At 63.0% G+C, this 338-nt stretch carries 1 protein-coding gene; it reads left to right on the top strand.

Annotated elements, in window-relative coordinates; all coding sequences use genetic code 11:
• Positions 1–338: phenazine biosynthesis protein PhzA (gene phzA, locus HMPREF3014_RS25735; protein ID WP_033878172.1), on the top strand; the 338-nt coding region annotated here is incomplete at both ends.

Consider the following 338-nt stretch of genomic DNA (forward strand, 5'->3'; position numbering starts at 1 on the left):
ATGAAGGGGGCCGAACGGTTACAGCGGCACAGCCTGTTCGTCGAGGACGGCTGCGCCGGCAACTGGACCACGGAAAGCGGCGAACCCCTGGTTTTCCGGGGCCATGAGAGCCTCAGGCGGCTCGCCGAGTGGCTCGAGCGCTGCTTCCCCGACTGGGAGTGGCACAACGTGCGGATCTTCGAGACCGAGGATCCGAACCACTTCTGGGTCGAGTGCGACGGGCGCGGCAAGGCGCTGGTCCCGGGGTATCCGCAGGGCTATTGCGAGAACCACTACATCCATTCCTTCGAACTCGAGAACGGCCGGATAAAACGTAATCGCGAGTTCATGAACCCGAT

The organism is Pseudomonas sp. HMSC065H01 (assembly GCF_001815235.1).
Lineage (GTDB): Bacteria > Pseudomonadota > Gammaproteobacteria > Pseudomonadales > Pseudomonadaceae > Pseudomonas > Pseudomonas aeruginosa.